This is a genomic window from Clostridium nigeriense (assembly GCF_050585245.1).
Classification (GTDB): Bacteria; Bacillota; Clostridia; order Clostridiales; family Clostridiaceae; genus Clostridium; species Clostridium nigeriense_A.
Window position 1 is genome coordinate 40,076 of sequence record NZ_JBNOOF010000012.1, and the last position, 17,514, is coordinate 57,589.

The following is a 17,514-nucleotide window of genomic DNA, read 5'->3' on the forward strand; positions in this document are numbered from 1 at the left end:
TCTAGCAATTTACAATTTAATTATATTATTATAAAATTACCTATTATATATTTTGATATAATGGAGAAATTAAAGGTACTGTTGTAAGTGGTAATGTTAAAATAGCTTTTAATACGAAATTTATTTTAGATATATTAAAGAGTTTAAATTATCATTTAAATTCATCTGTAACTCCAAGTTTATTAAATAATGAACATTATCAATATTTAGTTCTCCCTGTAAGATTAGTCGCATAATATTAATCTCCCTTTCTTTTGATTTGAAAGGGAGATTTTTTATAGAAAACTTAATTGTAATATATCATTTGAAGTATTTATATTATTATCTACTTTAATATTTATGTTTGCATTTATTTTATATTTCAAATCATTTATTTCATTTTTATTACTTATTATTATTGCTTTATTTTCTTTAATTAATTTCTCATTTCCACCCATATTTATATTTAAAATATTCGGATTTTGATAACAAGCTAATATTTTATTTTGTTCAATTGCGTAATTAGCTGTATGCATTGTTCCACTATCGATGGATGCTTCTACTATTAATACACATTGGCTTAATGCACTTTGAATTCTGTCTCTCTCAATTAAATTATTTTTTTGTACTTCTGTATCAACTTGATATTCACTTATTAAGCATCCATCATATTTTAATATTTCATCTGCTAAAAATTCATTACTTTTAGGATATATTGTATCTAGTCCACAAGGTAAAACTGCTATTGTTTTTCCTTTAGAATTTATACATCCTTTATGTGCAAATTCATCGCATCCTTTAGCAAGACCACTTATTATGATAAATTCATCACTTGTAAATATTTCTGCTAATCTATATGATACTTTTAAGCTGTGTTCATTTGCTTTTCTTGATCCTATTATAGCTATACTTTTATCATTGAATATACATTCTTTATTACCTTTATAATATATAATAGGAGGTGGATTCTTTATAAATTTTAATTTTTGTGGAAATTCTTTATCTAGTATAGTAATATATCCTATATTTAATTTATTAGATTTTTCAATTATTTTTTCTGCTTTTTTAATTCCTTCTTCAATTGATTCATTACTAGGAATATTAATTTCTTTATTTAAATGTTTTGCTCTAATAAATAATTCCTTGATTTGTAAAATATTTAATTGTTTTGGTAATTCAAACTTTAATAATTTATTAGTAGTTTTTTTACCTACTCTTGGTATATTGAGTAAAGTAATTATAAGTCTAGTATTCAAATTTTTTTCTCCTTATAAAATAAATTTTTATAAGTTTTTATATTAATTAATAATAAAATTTATAACTATACTTTCAAACCATAGTTTAGAACTAGTTATATGTTGAAAATACTAATGTTTTAAAAAATAATTTTAATATTAATCAATTTAACTTTTTCGATATTACTATATTCTCTGAATCGAAAATCCTCATATTGATATATTACTATTTTAATTTTAAATTTATATTTCTATTTTATGTATGTTCCCAGAATTCTGCTTCACTTTCACAACCACCTAACCAATCTGGACCAATATCTTCTGAATAATAATCATCAAAACTTCTTAAAACTTCATTTTCTTGTTCATTTAATATATCCACTATAGTTTCAGGGAAATAATAAATATATTGTTTGTTATTTTTATTTAAATGTTTATAGCTATCTAAATTTTTAATTTTTCTTTGTTTAAATATATCAATTTTAGTAATAGTGCTATATTCACCTTTACTTTTTTCATTAGCAATAGCTATTAATTCTAATATTTTCATTTCATTTTTAGTTAATGTCTGATTTTTCAATGTAATAAGCCCTTCTTCAGGTGAATATATTTTATACATATACATTGCTAATAAATAACTTATATCTGATGAATTACTTATTTTATTTAATTCTTTTAACCATTCTAATATGTTACTTTTATTTGACTTAAATGGTATTATATTAGAATAAACTTTTTTTTCTAAATTTAAAGCAGATTTGATATCATTTATAACTTTTTCGAATTTATTTAGTTTTATATATATTATAGCTCTATTTAAATATAACTCCATTTCGGTTTTATCTAATTCAATTGCTTTATCTATTAGATTAAGTGCATTTCTTAATGAAAGTTCAGTATTACTTTCATATAATGCTTTTGCAATATAATTTAGTTTGGTACTATTTAAATTTAAATTTAAACTATATCCATCAGTTTCATATTCTCTTAAATAAATATTAATTAGACCTCTGTAATTACCTAGGAGATTTTCCAAATCACATTCATATCCATAATTTTTTCGAAATAATCTTACTTCTTCAAAATAATTTGATAATAAATCTAAATTATTATTTTCTTCTATAAGAGAATTATAAATTATTATCTTAACTAATAGAGTTTTAGATATATCTAGATATTCTACCAACGTATATTCAAGATTTTCTAAAATATTAATTTGATTAATTAAATATAGATAAAGCTCTCTTTTTCTTATCATTATTTCGTATTTATCTTTTATATTTTTATCATATATCTTAAAAGATTCTCTAAAAAAAAGAAATTTTTCTATAATAGAATTGATTATTTTCTCATAATTACCATTTCTTTTATCTATATTTAGGTTATTAATGTAGTTTTGTATAGTATTATCAAGTTCATTTAATGCTTTCAAAGATTTATTATCATTACATGCTTCCTCTAAATTATTATATGTTTTACTTAAAGATAAACAAGCCACTTTATTTGCTCCTGCATCTTTTAATTTTTGTTTGCAAGCTATCATTGAGTTACCTGTCGAAGTAACATCATCAATTATTATTATATTTTTATCTTTAATTTCTTTTGAATCATTTATATCGATTGTTTTAACATGTATTTCTTTATTTCTATTACCACCTGTCGCTAGCTTTTCTATACTTTCTATTCTATTCAAGCACCTTTTAAATTCTAAATGATTATAATTATCGCAAATATTTTTTAATACTTTTTCAAGTCCTAAATTATTTTTATCTTTTTTACTTGATGGAACATAAGTTATAACATCAAATTCATTTATATTTTTTATTTTATATAATAAAATAGATATTAATTTATTTGTATAATATTCAATACCATCTTTTTTATTGTTTTTTAAACTTAAAATATATTTACCTTTACCTTTTTCAAAATAAGTATTTTTAATTTTTTGATTATTAGAGTCAGTAATCCAATAAGGATAATACTCATCTATAAAATATATACCCTTTTCTTTCCATAAATTCATATCGTTACCTCTTTAGAATAAATCATATATTGTTAAATAATTTTTTTCTTGTAAAATTTTATAGTATATATTTAGATTATATTATATATTTATATAATATTAAAGACTAATAGTATTTTATCGATAGTCTAGTTATTTTCTTAAAAAGTAAAATAAGCCTTTATTTTTTTTAGTTTTTCTATTAACTAATTCCCTTCTGATTTGAGATAGTTTTTCATCTACTTCTCTTGATCTTTCATCATATTCAATAAGTTTCTTTGTATTTTCTTGTTCATATTTAATTATATCTTGCATATTTAATATAATAGCTTCTTTAGATTTTATAGTTTCAAGTAAAATTTTTAAGTTCTCTTGATAACTTTGAGTTTGTAAATTTAATTGCTCTTGAAAATTAGTATTTTGTTTTTCAAGTTGTTCTTTTAAAAATTTAATCTGATCTTTAAGCATGAGTATAATATCTATTTCATTTTGAGTATATACCTTTATTCTTGTTTCATCTAAGTTTTTATCTAGTTTATATACTTCTTTTTCACAAGTATCTATAGTTAAAGCTACTTCACTTTCAGCTTCATTCTTTGGTGTTTTTCTATTCTTAATAACACTTTTTAAATGTTTTAAGCCATCTTCAGTTATAATAGTTTTTCCATCTATTTTAGTTAAAAAATCAGTATTAAATTTTTCATTAGATATTCTTTTATAAAGAGCTTTATCTGATATATTTAGTTCAAATGCTGCTTCTTTAATGGAATAACCCGTCATAACTATCTCTCCCTTAAAAGTATTTTATTATATATTACCATATTATGTAAATTAATTCAATTTCAACTACTATCTTTTTTAGTTGAAAATATATAAAAACACCTAGATCAATATCTAAGTGTTCTTATTTTAAGCTATTTTCTTTTTCTTAGTGTAGTTATGATTACACAACCACTAACTAAAAGTACTAATAATGATAATCCTACATTCATACTATCACCAGTATTAGGTATAGTTGAATTATAAGTTTTATTCCACTTATTAGGTTTAATAGTTTTATTATAAGTAATTACAGGATAGTTTTTAAATTTAACTGCTTGCACAATGTTATCTTCTTCAATTTTAAATTCATAGAAGTTTCCATCAACTACATATCCTTCTGGCGACTTTAATTCTCTATAATAATATTGGCCATAAGTTAATTCAGATGAAGTTGCACTTCCATTTTCATCTGTAGTTATTACTTCAATTAAATTTTTATCTTTATCATATATTCCAAACTCTGCTCCTTGAAGTCTTTTGCTAGAGTTAGCATCAATCTTAATTATCTCAAGTTTACCTTTTATTTTTCTATTTTCCATAACTAAGTTGACTGTTTCTCCATGATTTCTTATCTCAAATTCAATAGGAGTATTATCTAATACATATCCTTCAACTGTTTTAATCTCTGTTAATCTATATTTACCATATTGTAAATTAGACATTCTGATTATTCCAGTTGAATCCGAAATTAATTCAACTTTAGATCCTTGATTGAATCCTTCTAAGCATTCAAGTTCAAATACTACATTTGCTAAAGGCTCTTTAGTTTCTGAATCAATTTTTAATAGTTCAGCATTTCCTTTAACTCTGTCATTTTCCATAGATAATTCAATAACTTGACCATTTTCAGTAATACTAAATTCTATTGGAGTTGAATTTAATACATATCCTTCTAGAGTTTCAACTTCTGTTATTTCATAATCTCCATAAGGTAATTCTATTGATATATAACCTAATTCATCTGAAAATACTTCCCAAGTTTGTCCTTGCTCTAAGCCACTTAATGCCTTTATATTAAATTTAACATTAGGCATTGGTAATCCAGCTTCACTATCTAGTTTAAGTAATTTCACCTCTGACTTAATTCTTTTATTAGACATTGAAAGTTCAATAACTTGACCAGATTCCTTAACTTCAAATTTAATTGGTTCAGTATTTAGAATATATCCTTCAAGAGTTTTAACTTCAGTAATTTGATATTCACCATAAGCTAATTCTTCTTCAAAAAATCCTGTTTCATCTGTTATAACTGACCATACTTTGCCCTTATCAAGTCCAGTTATAGCTTCAATTTTAAACTCTACATTTGCCATTGGTTTATTTGTATCTTCATCATATTTAAAGAACTTAACTTTAGATTTAATAGTATCATTAATCCATTCAAATTTATTAGTTTCACCTGCTACTACTTTAACTTCCTTTACATCATTTGATAAAATATGTCCTTCTAAAGTAGCTAATTCTTTTACATAGTAAGTACCTTCATTTAAATCAGAAAATATGATATTACCATCTGAATTAGTAGTACTTTCTTTAATTAGATTTGTAGCTTCTTTATCTGAATATAAACCAAATTTAACACCTTCAAGATTTAATCCCTTATCATTAGTTTTATGAAGATTTATATTTCCTAAAGCAGTAAATTTCACATTAACTGTTGCAAGTTTCTCAACTGGATTTCCCCATGAGAATTTTAATATGTCTTGATAAGTACCATTACCACTATAAACAAGAGCATTTGGGTTACCTAAACTTGCTTTAATAGATAAGCTTTTAATACCATTAAAATTACTTGTAGACCTTATTTTAAAAGATTCTCCTATATTAAAAGTATTTTTCTTATCTCCATTTAAATCTACTGACCATACTTCATTTGTAGATGGAAATGTAAAAGTACCAGGAGTTCCACTTGTTCCTATAGCTTCAGTTTCTTGATATCCATCATATCTTATTGCTTCTAATGTACTTTTACTTAATCTAAATTCCATTGAAGAGTATGGACCAATATCACCTTTATTAGCTAAAGAAACTAACTCATCAACGTAAGGATGTGTTCTTTCAGCTATAGCTAATCCAGGACCAACATACCCAAGAATCTTCCATACTGCAAATTGAGTATATTGCTCAGCTTGAATATTTGATAAATTATGCTTTTCTTTTAATTTACTACCGTTATTAGGATATCCATGATATGCAACACTTCTTACTTTTATATTAGTTGATATTGATGGATCTCCATAATACACATTAATAGGAAATGCTAATAATGGTTGCATACAGTATCCTATTTGTCCATCTATTCTAATTGGAGGTATCATGATAGAAGATGCTCCATTTGTCCATCCTCCTACATTTACGCCTGATCCTGTTACTCCATTTGCATAAAGCTCCATATTAAAGTAAGTATCAATTTCTGACTCTGACATTGAGTTCCACTCTTGTGCTGATAATCCACCAACTTCAACTATATGAGATGTAGAAGCTTCTATAGTTGTAGCTGGTATTAAATTTGTTGTAACAATAATCGCTACTAGAAATAAACTTATAAATTTAAATCTATTTTTTATTCTATTTTTAAATGACATATTAATCCTTTCTAGCCGAAGTATTTATCCATATCTACACATATTGCTACTTATACTATTTACATCGGCATTCTTATCATCTATTAGCAATACTGTGCATATAGTACTTAGAATAATTATTTCAAATTTATTCATTTATATATCCTACTTTCTGTTATGTATCTCTTATTGTTATCTATATTAATTTATTATTATTTTCATATCTTCATTAACTGAATTTAAAACAGTTCTATGTATTTCTTTGCCATTAGCCTTAATAACTAATAATGTATTATCTAATCTTTTAGCTAATCTTTTCTTAATTAATAGATTAAGATTTTCATATAAGTCATATTCTTTTGTTATATCAATTTCAATTATATTTTTATTCTTTCTATAACTTCTTAACTTTTTATTTCCACTAAATAGAGTAACATTATTTATAAATATCCAACCAATTACTACAAAAACACCAATACCTGCTGTTGTTCCTAAAATAGCTGGTAGATTTGAATTTTGAATTTCTTCTACTGAATAATTTGCTATAGTTTCATATCCTATAACGTTTTTTTTCTCTATTTCACCAACATATTTAATCTTAGCCTTATAGCTATTTACTATTTTCTCATGATGAGGAATTACTGTTGTGTACTCAACTTTAGCACTATATAATGTTGGTTCATTATTTTCAAATTCGATAGGTGTAAATTCAGCATTAGTTAGTTCATAAGTTTTATTATTTTCAACTAACTTTGTAACATCTTCACCCATTGCATTAACTTGTGCTGCTGTTAATGTTAAAGTTTTAGATATTGTCTCTAAGGTTTCCCAATAAGATTCATCCTCACCTGCAACTTCAACTGATATTATTTCAGTAGCATTTAAAGTTGAAACATTACCACTATTATCTGTAAACTCTATAACAGGGTATTTAGTAAGTATATCTGTAGCGTTATTTGTATCAACTATAACTTCTTTAACTTCCTCAATATAATCTTTTTTTGAGGCAACTACTTCATTTTCACTTACTATATTTTGTAGCTTTAATAGGTATGTTTTTCCTTCATTTTCAACTTTAATTTCTTTATCAATCTCATCTGCTTTAACATCAAATTTTTGTTCAATATAATTTGTGTGTGCATAAGTGGCTATAGAACTAAATGTAGTAAATATAGCAATTAGTGTTGCTGATAAAAAACATTTCCTTTTCATATTTTTCCTCCTTTCTTTACTATTTAAAAATATTAAAAAATTGTTCTCTAAGGGATGGATTTAATAATACAGTGGCTCCAATAGACATAACCCCCATTAGAATTAGCCAAAATACTATTCTAACTAATCCCTCAAATTTATATGATATGATTTTAAGAAGTCTTGTCCATTTATTTTCATTAATAACTATAACTTCTTTATCATTATCAAGCGTATATTGTTTTCTTACCTTATTAGCTTTTCTTTCTTGCTCCTCTTTATTATTACGTTGTTGAATTACACTACTATATAAATTTCTTTTCAAGGCTAGCTCCTCCTAAAAATACTTGAAATAAAGCCTTTCTTTTTATTAACTGATTCAACATAAGATACTTCATAGTCATTTAATATGCTTTCATAAACATCTTTTATTGTGCTTATATCTTCAAAGTAATCTATAAACAAAACATCTAATCCAGGCATATTACTAATAATATCTTCTCTATATTTAGACATATTAAAAAGATACTTAACTCTTTTAACTACATCTTGCTCTGTAAGGAATTTAGATAAATACTTATCTTCCCATACCTGAGTTCCACATAGCATTAATTTAATATCAGTTCTATAAAAATCTTTAATAATCTCATTATTATAGGAACCAAAATCAATAATTATATATTGATAATCTAGGCTAAGTATCCTTTTATAAAATTCATCTATATTAGTTGAGTAATAATCTATATTTTCTAAAGTAAACATATTGTTATTTACATTAATTTCATATGCATCAGCTATATCTAAAAAATCTTTTTTAAGTTCAACAACTGCAACTTTATAATTTTTAGATAAATATTTTGCTAATGAAATACTGTTATAAGTTGTTCCAATTCCTTTTTTTACTCCCATAACCCCAATAATAATTCTATTGAATTTACTCTTTTCTACCTCGATAATTTTCTCAACAACTTTTTCAACTTCCACTACTTTCTCTATTTCTATAACCTTTTCTACTATTTTTTCAACTTCAACTATTTTTTCAATTACATTCTGTTCTTGATCTTTATAGTTTTCTCTTTCATTTGGTGCTTCTTTAGAAGTATTATTTTTAGAAGTTTTAATAGAAGTATGATTATTAGGTAAATCTAAATTTAAGTAATCAGCATTACTACTTGCTTTACTATTAACTTCATTTTCAGTAGGTAAAGTAAATAAATTATCGAGATCTAAATCACTAAAATCATCTTCAATAATAAAATTATTATTAGAACTATCTATATTTACTTCATTAAATTCATATTCAGAAGTATTAATATTGCCATTTATATCATCATAATTAACATTTAATAAATCATTATATATTTCTTTATCTATTAACTTACTTCTAATATCCAGATTAGTATTATCTAGTAGATATTTAATTTGTTCATCTGAATAAATCTCTTTTAACTTTATTAAAAATTCAACTAATTCATTAGAATTTAAGTTTTTCATTTTCTCAAGTAGGATTAATAGCTCCGTTCTTTCAATAAGTTCTATGTCATCTTTAGCAAGTAAATCAACATCATCAGATGCATTATAATAGCTTTTAGCTTCTAACGAACTTCTATCTTTATTAATTAATTCACATATATTTATATTAGTAGAATCACCTTCGTAAATACCATTATATAATCCTAAATTATAAAGTCTTTGAGAAAAATCGGTATCTTTTTTATCATTATCTATAATTAATATAATTTTTTCACTTAACTTATTATTAAATATGTACTCTATTTCAGAAAATAAAATAGCCTGACCATCTAATGAACTATTAATAATCAAAACATCATATTGATTTTCCTTTAGCAATTTAAAAGTGTCTTTCTTATTACTTGTTACATCAAAGTCTAGGCTTTCTTTAAAATTCTTCTTATATAATTTACTAATTTGTTTACTTGAGTTTATGTAATTTATAGCAAATAAAACTCTCACGATCTTCCCCCTTAAATGCTATAATCTAATCATTTATGATTAGCCATGAATGAAATTATATCATGTAATTTATTATAATAAAATGTGATTTTATCTGGTTTTATAGCTACTATATTCCAATGATTATATTGTACTTGAAAGCTAATTATATATTTATATAAACTTTTAAAATCTATTGCTATTTTGGAATATATTCAATTTAATCTTAATTTTATCATTATTTACGATGATCTCATATACAATATAATACCACTATCTTAATTGTTTTATGAGCATTCAGAAATTAAATTCATATTTAGATCTATACATTTTTAATTTTATATGTATTATTATTTTTATACTTTCAATTACTTCTGATAGTATATTATTCACTTTTAGTAATTGGCTCTCTTTATAAATCTTCTTGATTATTAATTCTCCTCAAAATACAAGAAACTTCTATATGCAATCTAATTACACATAGAAGTTTCTTGTATAAAATTATGAAGTAAATCTACTCCATGATTATTAAAAATCTTTTATTTCTATTTTTCCTATCTTGTATTTTCACCATTTACACAAGTTGAGACTTTAACTTAATTAGCAACTTTTGCACCTAGAAACGAAACCCGTTGCCTTTATATATACTCCTTATTCTTTACTAACTTAGGATTATTTAATTTTAATTTAATTATTTAGTTCCCAAGAAATATATTTAAGTATTTCTCTATCTAATAAAATTTCTTGAATATATTTTAATTCCTCATAACTAATAGTAAATCCATGAGCTACTTTATTTCTAATTTCTCTTATATTATGTAATTCTTCTATAACCTCACTTCTTGATAAAATATCTAAATTTAATTTTTCCAAAGAATTTATAGCATCTACTAATCTTATTTTTCTACTATTTTTACCTGTCTTTTTTGATATAAGCTTTTTTAGTTCTACTTCTAAGACACCTACATAATTTAATGTAATACCATTATAAGATATTAATTCTTTTCCATTCTCTCTATCATTATATTGTTTTTCCGTTGCATAAGCAGTAGCTAGTTCATATAAACTACTTTCATTAAAATTAATATATTTTGTTTTATATTTAGTATATTCATTATACAAATCATCTAGTGAATTCCAAATAGGAAATATTATTATATGTTCATTTAAATTATATTTAGAACTGTCTTCTTCATACTCAACTTCAATATCTGCTAATACATCTCCATATCCAACATAAATATTTAATAATTGTATTCTTTTCTCTTCTAACCCCTGTAAAATTGCAAAATAAACAGTTTCAAAACAAATCCTTATCGCTCCATAATCAATAGCTTCATAATTATTATTTTTAGTTGCAAATTCTAATATTATTCCTTGCATTTGAACCTTTAATAAAGCTCTTTCAGTAGTATTTAACATATATTTTGCTTCTCTTTTTAGTAAATTCAATAAGATTTTATTTTCTTCAGTTATTTTATTTTTATTTTCTCTTAAAAACTCATTATATTTCTTTCTAGGCTCAACCGAAAAATTCATAAGCTTTCTTGCCATAAGTAATATTTCACTATCATCATTCTTCCCTTCTTTCATTGAGTTAATTATCTCTTCTAAATTAATTAAAACATACGCTCTAATTCCACTAAACTTTGTTATATTATTAAAATTAAAATCTTCTAGTTTTTCTTTTAAAATTTCTTTATTTTTTTCTCTATTCAATTTTTGTTTTAATTTAATTTCTTTTATTTTTTGCTTTTTTTGTAATTTCTTTGACATTTTATACCCCTCCTAATATTTAGCTAGTCCCAAAAACAATATATTGCTTTCTACTTTTGTATATTTTTTAGCATAATACTCAGAAATCAAATTCTCTCTTATTTATTACTATGAACCTAAGAGTTATTTAATATATTATCACTATTTATTAAATATACAATCGTATATCTAAGTAATTAAAGTTTGTATACACTAGTATGATATCATTAACTTCAATTACCATTTTTTATTTTTATAATCCCTTAAATTTCCAAAATTATCTGTAAATATATTATATCATTCACATTCCTTTCATTCTACAATTTTCTTTAATTTATCATATATTATTCGAATATTTTTAACCTTTTATAACAATTTCTAAATTCAATACACTCATTCCAATACTTATTAACATAAAAGAAAAAGGAGAATCCTTTATAGATACTCCTTCTTCCTTACTTATATAGTCAACCAAACTATCATTTATTTTTAATTTTATTGAATTTATTTCTCTTGCTTCATTTATAGTTATTTCTGATATTATCATATGAAGCAATTTCGTCTGTTGCTCTCCAGTTTCACTTTATATTAATATTTTCCACAACTCTCTAGTATGCTCTTTGTGAACTTATACATTACTTCTTCACTTACATCATCTAAAAGTGTAACTAACACTGGTTCTTTTTCCTCTTGAATACTTTTTGCTATTTTGTTTAGTTATTCTTTTATTTATTCTATAGGCTTATATGAATTTATCTTACTTATGATACTGTGTTTTCACTAACAAAAATGCTCTTAGCCATTGAAATCACTAGCTTAAGAATACTTTCATCACTTATTTATGGTACGGGTCTCCGTATCGGTAATAAGTGAGGTTTTTTATTCTAAAAATCCTAAAGCTTTCCCATAGTTATATATTTTAGTAAGAGTGTAATTAGATATATCTGCCTTAGAAGTTCTCTTTCTCCACATAAACTCTAATCGCAAAGTTTCTGCTCCTATTGTACATACTAAGTCCGTTCTTCTTGTTAGGCCTTTTCCAAAATTTTGCTCCAATTTAAAATTATCTATTATTCCTATATCCATTAAAGCTTTACCAAATGTCTTATTTAATATTCTGTCATTACTTGATGCAATGTCAGTTAACTTCTCAAATGCCTTTATGCTATTAGGGCCTGTTTTTCCACCTATTCCTTTTAATTTACTATCTAGTTTAATCATTCTTACTAATTCTGTATTAAGAATTCTTACCTTAATATCAGAGTCTTTCTTAACTGACATGTTCCTCTTTTTCATTATTTCAATAAGGTTGTCATCCGCATATGTTCTAACTATAGCTAATGCTGTAACTATTGGAACATATATTATCTTACAATCTAAATAGTTAGCTATCAATCCTATATGCTGAGGGTATTTCTTTAAATCCTCAACTATATTTGCATTTGTTGAAACCATTAATCTTTGAATATCAGCATCCAAAAATTCTCCTTTTGTTAAAGCTTCTACATCTTTAGATGGCTCATTTGCGGCTAACACGACTACCCACATTTTACAGTGTTCTTTCTTAGTTAAATTCTTTACAAATTTCTTGTTTCTTATAATTATTTTATTTACCTTCTTTAAATACTCGCCTATAGTTGATACTTCTTCTTTTAATCTTTCAGCCTCACTATCATCTATACCAAAATCTAATAAAGTCTTACCCTTATTAAGTAATTCTATTGTTTGCTTAGCAATTTTTACATACTCATCTTTTTCCGGTCCAGAAAACTGGAAATATGTATCTTCTAATCCTAATAACGATGTCCCACCAATAGTTTTTGATGTATCAACTAATATTTCCACTATATCATCATTATTACAAGGCCATACAATTAATGTTCTACTTCCTTCTTCTGACCTTATAAACCTATTTATAGTATGAATTGCAGTATTAATTTCTATATTGCTATAATCAATAATAGATTCTCTACCCTCAATAATTACTATTCTCATATCTTTACTACTATAACTTAAATTATTTATACTAGAGACCAAGTCCATATCGTTTGTAATTGTTTCTATTTCTATATTTTCTAGAAATATATTTAATGTTTTTAAGAAAGTAGTTTTTCCACACCCTGAACTTCCCTTCAATATTAAAAATGAACCTCTCCCACTACTAAACATTTCCTCATATAATTCTTCTACCTTATCCATTCCTGATTGCACTGGTATTATTAGCTTAGGAATGTCACTTTTATCTATACACTTTTCTAACCCTTCATACCTATCAGGTAACAAAAATTTATCTATCATATATCCCCCTCCATAAATGCTTATTATTGTTATTATATTACATATATTTTTTTATAACAATATTATATACTTTATATGGTAATATATAAATTCAACTTATTTATTCTAGCATCCCTTAATATAAAAGAAGAAGATGTACCTTTTAATGATACACCTTCTTCATTACTTAAATAGTTTATTAAGTTATCATCTAAATTAATCTTGATTGAATCAATTTCTCTTAGCTCATTTACTGTTATTTCAGATATTATCATGTGTAGTAACTTCTTCTGTTGCTCTCTTGTTGAGCTTTCAGTTAGTACCTTACTAAAGTTTTCTAAAACGCTCTTAATCAACTCATAATGTAACTATTGTTACTCTTATACTTTCAACAGTTCCTACCGGTAAATTATTTAATTGAATTATTTGAATTTCTTTATAAACTCTTTTCATTATTAATTTCTCCCTTCTAAATATAAAATTAGCTAGATAAAATAGATTACTATCTTATCTAGCTTTATTCCTATTAATAATATATATTTACAACTATTTTAAATAACACTTTCCAATGACTAATTGCATTATAAGAGTTCTAAAGTTTAAATTTAGGGTCTCTTAATATATTCCTTAATTTATTTGTATGCTCTATTAAACATGTAAAATACATACCACTCGGCGTAATAGAAGTATTACCTGTTCTTACAAATTTAATTAATTCATGCTTATAAAAAAACTCTTCTATAAGTTGTTCTAAGTAATTTATTTGACCTTCCATTAACTCTATTTGTATATTTTGCCCCTGCTTTAATGCATTAACTATATTAGGATTAATTTTTAATAACTTTTCAAAGTATTTATTACAATCATCCCAAAATGTATAATTTTCTTCAAAATCTTTAACCTTATTTACAAAGTCATTGAAGTCAACCTTAGGCTCTTTTGAACCTATTGAACTTGATAGTAAAGGCAATAAAAGTTTTAGTCCTGATACTTCAGAAAGTTTTATAGCTTGTAATAAATTTAATGGTATTGGTAAGTTAGTTGGCTCCATTCCAGAATGACATAAAGGCACTACTGGTATATTCCTAACCCACCCTGCACCTGCTTCAAAATTTATCCAAGGTCTTTTAACCGACTTTGGACTACATAATATTAACTCTATTGCACAATTTCCTAAAGAATTAGATATATTATCTAACCATCTTGTTCCCGCTGATATAGATGTATCATCTGATGAAACAAATATATCCATCATTCCTAAAAAGCTTTCTTCTAATAACACTTTTAACTCTAATGCAATATCCTTCTCTTCCGTTACGTGAGAAATAAATACTATTGGTTTACTCATAATAATACCCCTTATACTGAATTATTTTCCACAATAATTATACTATATTCTACATAACCAGAGAAATTTTTATTTATACAATTTTAGTAAAAACCTCATTTACTTATGATACGGTTCTCCGTATCGGTAGTAAGTGAGGTTTTATATATCTCTAATTCACAGGAATTATTTTGAATTTAGTTCCACAATCAGGACATATAGTTCCTGCTAGACTTCCATCTACTATATTTCCTGTACAACCTCCACATGTAGCTTTATTTGAATAATATTTATTCCACTCACACTCATTACATAATCCACTAACTTCACTATTTTTAGGTTTTGTCCAACAATTAGTACATAGTTTATCACATTTATAATCACATATTCCGTTCTTATCCAAATCCTCATTTCCTATAAGTTTGGTTTGATGACATATAGAGCATATTGGAGCTGATTCATAACAATAATTATGCACTACTCCAAACCCATGTAACTCTTGCAAATTACTAATATAATCTTCTTGTTTACATATAAAACATATGTCTTTCTTTTCTTCTGCCACTGATTGCTGTTCTACATTAGATTCTTGTATTTGAACTTCTTCTTTATTTTCTTCTTGTGTTTTACTTGATTCCTCTTCTTGCTTTTTCTTTTCTTCTGATATTGCAACTTCTTCCTTATTATGTTTATCTATTTTTTCTTTTAAACTATTAATATCTTCTTCTATTGAAAGTCCTGTAAATAACGAATTATCTAATTTACTAATTATCTCTTCTGCTTCATGAAATTTATCATTATCTACTAACTCTTTTGATTCTATATATTTTTCTAATATTCTATATAACTTATTAGCTTGACCATTTTCTGGATCTTCATCTAATGCTAACTCTAAAGAAATTAAAGCTTTATCATATTCTTTATTTTCCATAGATACTTTTGCATTTTCAATTGATTTATCAACTAAATTATTTCCACATCCAATTAATCCCAAACTTAATGCATATACTAATATAATTGATATCAATTTATTTTTCATAATTTTATCACCTCACTATTATTCATAATAATTTTTATAAAATAAAATTATCATATATTTTCAATTAAGTTACTTCATATAAGTATTAACTAACTCATAACATCTTTCTTTTGTAACTCTAGCCAATGTTGAATTATATTGTACTGTAGCCAAAGAACCCATACCAAAAGTAGCTGATTCATTCTCAGCTGTTTTATCTCTATATTCTATCCAACTAATTTGTTTATTTGTAAGCTCTTCCATTTCTGATGCTGAAAGTTGAATTTTTAATAAATTATAAATTTCATTTAACATACCATCCCATCTACTAAAAGCAGTACCTTCCCCTGATACTAAATCAGCAGTTGTTCCTTTTTCATACGAATCCTTCGCATAAGCTAATTCAGCGTCTAGTGCATTTAATTTTTCTATATATTTATCCTTAGTACCTTCGTATTGTTTTTTCTTATTAGCTTCTTCTTCTGCCTTTTTTTGAGCTTCAATTTCTGCTAATTCAGTATCTATTCTTGTTTTTAATGCATTTAATTTTGTTGTTTGCTCTTCATTTAACGAGCTTTTATTTATTTCTTCAAACAAAGCATTTGCTTCATCATATTTCTTTTCATCGATTAAGCTTAATAAATCATTCAAATTACTATTTACTAATTCAATTTCTTTAATCTTATCTTCAACTTGTTGTTTTAATGAATCAATATCATCTTTAATTTTATAATTTACATATTCACTATCCATTTCATCTAATAAATTTTTAGCTTTATCAGCATTATTTTCCTCTAATAATTTTTTAGCTTTTTGATATTTATCAACTATACTATATAGTTTATTGGCTTCTTCATTATCATTGTCTTCATCTAATGCCATTTCTAATGAAAGCAATGCTTTATCATATTCCTTAATCTCTATAGATGCTTTCGCCTGCTCAATAGACTTCTTTACAATACCATTTCCACATCCTACAAGTCCTAAAGCTAATATCACCATAATAAATGCTATTAATTTCTTTTTCATAATTATCCTCCATTATTATTTATATTCCCTATCTAATATTACCATTTTAAAATTGAAAATTTTGTCTAATTCTGTCTTGAAAGGTTTATTTTTTAACTGAAAATAACTTATATAGCAATATCTAAATTCAAAGTATTTACCCCAATATTTCTTAATATAAAAGAAGAAGGAGTACCCTTCATAGATACTCCTTCTTCTTTACTTATATAGTCAACCAAACTATCATTTATTTTTAATTTTATTGAATTTATTTCTCTTGCTTCATTTATAGTTATTTCTGATATTATCATATGAAGCAATTTCGTCTGTTGCTCTCTAGTTGCACTTTCTGTTAGAACCTTGCTGAAATTCTCTAGTATACT

Annotated in this window: 14 protein-coding genes and 1 pseudogene; all 15 read right to left on the reverse strand. The window is 24.7% G+C overall.

From position 1 onward, the window contains the following. Positions 1–275 precede the first annotated feature (275 nt). Positions 276–1,235 carry a DNA-processing protein DprA gene (gene dprA, locus ACQPUY_RS15595; RefSeq protein WP_430842615.1) on the reverse strand — a complete coding sequence of 320 codons (960 nt, stop codon included), beginning with the start codon at positions 1,233–1,235 and terminating at the stop codon, positions 276–278. A gap of 235 nt (positions 1,236–1,470) precedes the next feature. Continuing rightward, positions 1,471–3,237: a phosphoribosyltransferase family protein gene (locus tag ACQPUY_RS15600; RefSeq protein WP_430842617.1), complete on the reverse strand. Its 1,767-nt coding sequence runs from the start codon at positions 3,235–3,237 to the stop codon at positions 1,471–1,473. Between the two features lie 132 nt (positions 3,238–3,369). Then, positions 3,370–3,996: a hypothetical protein gene (locus tag ACQPUY_RS15605; protein ID WP_430842619.1), complete on the reverse strand. Its 627-nt coding sequence runs from the start codon at positions 3,994–3,996 to the stop codon at positions 3,370–3,372. Between the two features lie 134 nt (positions 3,997–4,130). Next, on the reverse strand, positions 4,131–6,623 hold the full coding sequence (locus tag ACQPUY_RS15610; protein ID WP_430842620.1) for a SpaA isopeptide-forming pilin-related protein: 2,493 nt from the start codon (positions 6,621–6,623) through the stop codon (positions 4,131–4,133). Positions 6,624–6,803: 180 nt separating this feature from the next. After that, positions 6,804–7,814, reverse strand: a complete 1,011-nt coding sequence (locus ACQPUY_RS15615) for a hypothetical protein (protein WP_430842622.1) — start codon at positions 7,812–7,814, stop codon at positions 6,804–6,806. Positions 7,815–7,833: 19 nt separating this feature from the next. Further along, positions 7,834–8,118, reverse strand: a complete 285-nt coding sequence (locus ACQPUY_RS15620) for a hypothetical protein (protein WP_430842624.1) — start codon at positions 8,116–8,118, stop codon at positions 7,834–7,836. 2 nt (positions 8,119–8,120) lie between these two features. Next, positions 8,121–9,767, reverse strand: coding sequence for a hypothetical protein (locus ACQPUY_RS15625; protein WP_430842626.1), 1,647 nt, complete (start codon positions 9,765–9,767; stop codon positions 8,121–8,123). 666 nt (positions 9,768–10,433) lie between these two features. After that, positions 10,434–11,522: a hypothetical protein gene (locus tag ACQPUY_RS15630; RefSeq protein ID WP_430842628.1), complete on the reverse strand. Its 1,089-nt coding sequence runs from the start codon at positions 11,520–11,522 to the stop codon at positions 10,434–10,436. 337 nt (positions 11,523–11,859) lie between these two features. Continuing rightward, positions 11,860–12,048, reverse strand: coding sequence for a hypothetical protein (locus tag ACQPUY_RS15635; RefSeq protein WP_430842629.1), 189 nt, complete (start codon positions 12,046–12,048; stop codon positions 11,860–11,862). Positions 12,049–12,380: 332 nt separating this feature from the next. Next, entirely contained in the window at positions 12,381–13,799 is a 1,419-nt protein-coding gene (locus ACQPUY_RS15640; protein ID WP_430842631.1) for a hypothetical protein, read from the reverse strand. Positions 13,800–13,870: 71 nt separating this feature from the next. Next, a pseudogene (locus ACQPUY_RS15645) lies at positions 13,871–14,140 on the reverse strand (recombinase family protein); the annotation flags it as partial. A 230-nt stretch (positions 14,141–14,370) separates the two neighbouring features. Then, on the reverse strand, positions 14,371–15,126 hold the full coding sequence (locus ACQPUY_RS15650) for a toll/interleukin-1 receptor domain-containing protein (protein WP_430842633.1): 756 nt from the start codon (positions 15,124–15,126) through the stop codon (positions 14,371–14,373). A 151-nt stretch (positions 15,127–15,277) separates the two neighbouring features. Next, positions 15,278–16,144 (reverse strand): hypothetical protein, encoded by an 867-nt coding sequence (locus ACQPUY_RS15655; protein ID WP_430842635.1) that lies wholly within the window; start codon positions 16,142–16,144, stop codon positions 15,278–15,280. A 69-nt stretch (positions 16,145–16,213) separates the two neighbouring features. Continuing rightward, positions 16,214–17,152 carry a lysozyme inhibitor LprI family protein gene (locus ACQPUY_RS15660; RefSeq protein WP_430842637.1) on the reverse strand — a complete coding sequence of 313 codons (939 nt, stop codon included), beginning with the start codon at positions 17,150–17,152 and terminating at the stop codon, positions 16,214–16,216. 107 nt (positions 17,153–17,259) lie between these two features. Continuing rightward, the gene (locus ACQPUY_RS15665; RefSeq protein ID WP_430842639.1) at positions 17,260–17,442 is read right to left on the reverse strand and encodes a hypothetical protein; all 183 of its coding nucleotides are present in this window, start codon (positions 17,440–17,442) and stop codon (positions 17,260–17,262) included. Between the last annotated feature and the right edge of the window lie 72 nt (positions 17,443–17,514).

Coding starts and splice junctions, on each gene's coding strand:
- ACQPUY_RS15600 (WP_430842617.1), bottom strand. CDS start 3,237: ATGAATTTATGGAAAGAAAAGGGTATATATTTTATAGATGAGTATTAT.
- ACQPUY_RS15605 (WP_430842619.1), bottom strand. CDS start 3,996: ATGACGGGTTATTCCATTAAAGAAGCAGCATTTGAACTAAATATATCA.
- ACQPUY_RS15610 (WP_430842620.1), bottom strand. CDS start 6,623: ATGTCATTTAAAAATAGAATAAAAAATAGATTTAAATTTATAAGTTTA.
- ACQPUY_RS15615 (WP_430842622.1), bottom strand. CDS start 7,814: ATGAAAAGGAAATGTTTTTTATCAGCAACACTAATTGCTATATTTACT.
- ACQPUY_RS15630 (WP_430842628.1), bottom strand. CDS start 11,522: ATGTCAAAGAAATTACAAAAAAAGCAAAAAATAAAAGAAATTAAATTA.
- ACQPUY_RS15635 (WP_430842629.1), bottom strand. CDS start 12,048: ATGATAATATCAGAAATAACTATAAATGAAGCAAGAGAAATAAATTCA.
- ACQPUY_RS15640 (WP_430842631.1), bottom strand. CDS start 13,799: ATGATAGATAAATTTTTGTTACCTGATAGGTATGAAGGGTTAGAAAAG.
- ACQPUY_RS15650 (WP_430842633.1), bottom strand. CDS start 15,126: ATGAGTAAACCAATAGTATTTATTTCTCACGTAACGGAAGAGAAGGAT.
- ACQPUY_RS15655 (WP_430842635.1), bottom strand. CDS start 16,144: ATGAAAAATAAATTGATATCAATTATATTAGTATATGCATTAAGTTTG.
- ACQPUY_RS15660 (WP_430842637.1), bottom strand. CDS start 17,152: ATGAAAAAGAAATTAATAGCATTTATTATGGTGATATTAGCTTTAGGA.
- ACQPUY_RS15665 (WP_430842639.1), bottom strand. CDS start 17,442: ATGATAATATCAGAAATAACTATAAATGAAGCAAGAGAAATAAATTCA.